Annotated in this window: 1 protein-coding gene; it reads right to left on the bottom strand. The window is 43.8% G+C overall.

Features of this window, described 5'->3' with window-relative positions; genetic code table 11:
- Nucleotides 1–378: 378 nt before the first annotated feature.
- Nucleotides 379–669 (bottom strand): metal ABC transporter solute-binding protein, Zn/Mn family (locus R8N49_RS27635; protein WP_318190517.1); only part of this gene is annotated, 291 nt, incomplete at its 5' end.

The following is a 669-nucleotide window of genomic DNA, read 5'->3' as shown; positions in this document are numbered from 1 at the left end:
ATGAATCCATAGCCCACCTTTCGCGCCCAAGAACAATTTTTTCGCAGCAATAAAAGTGCCCTTAACCTGAGGAGGCAAAGGGTAAAAGATGGCATTTGCGTTGTTCAGCGCAAATGCTTGAGATGATATGAAGAGTCCCCAGAAAATCAGGACAAGTTGGCGAAGCAAGACGAAAACCTTATATATCAATTTATATCAACTCAACTCCCTATAGGCCTTCCGTAGCTCTTGTGAGTAGGGTTATTTTGAGCCGCTAATTATTGATAATGATATCTCAATTCCTTTTAAAGAAAAGGTTCGTCTTGCCAAAGGTTGTAATTCTTACTGCTAGATCACGTAAAAGAGACATTTCATCCGCAAAACTACAACTAATTACCCTTATTTAGCCAAACATTGCGCAAAACTGTCAGCCATGTTGCCTAACAAGTTAAAGTAACTGCCTGGCTCCACTTTGATCGTGCTGCCTAATGGGTCAAGCTCGCCTTTGGCCACATCGCTGCCACGCATCACACTCTCGACAACGGCTGGTGTAAATTGAGGCTCAGAAAACACACAAGCCACGTTACCTGCTCCCAATGTTTTTCTGATCTGAATCAGCGTCTTGGCACCCGGCTTTCGGTCGGGAGTCACCGTAAAGTGTCCTAGATTATTTAACTGGTAACGCTCTTC

The sequence above is a fragment of the Vibrio sp. 1978 genome (genome assembly GCF_033344345.1).
The sequence above is the reverse complement of the archived record's forward strand: the minus strand, read 5'-3'. Positions and strand labels throughout refer to the sequence as shown.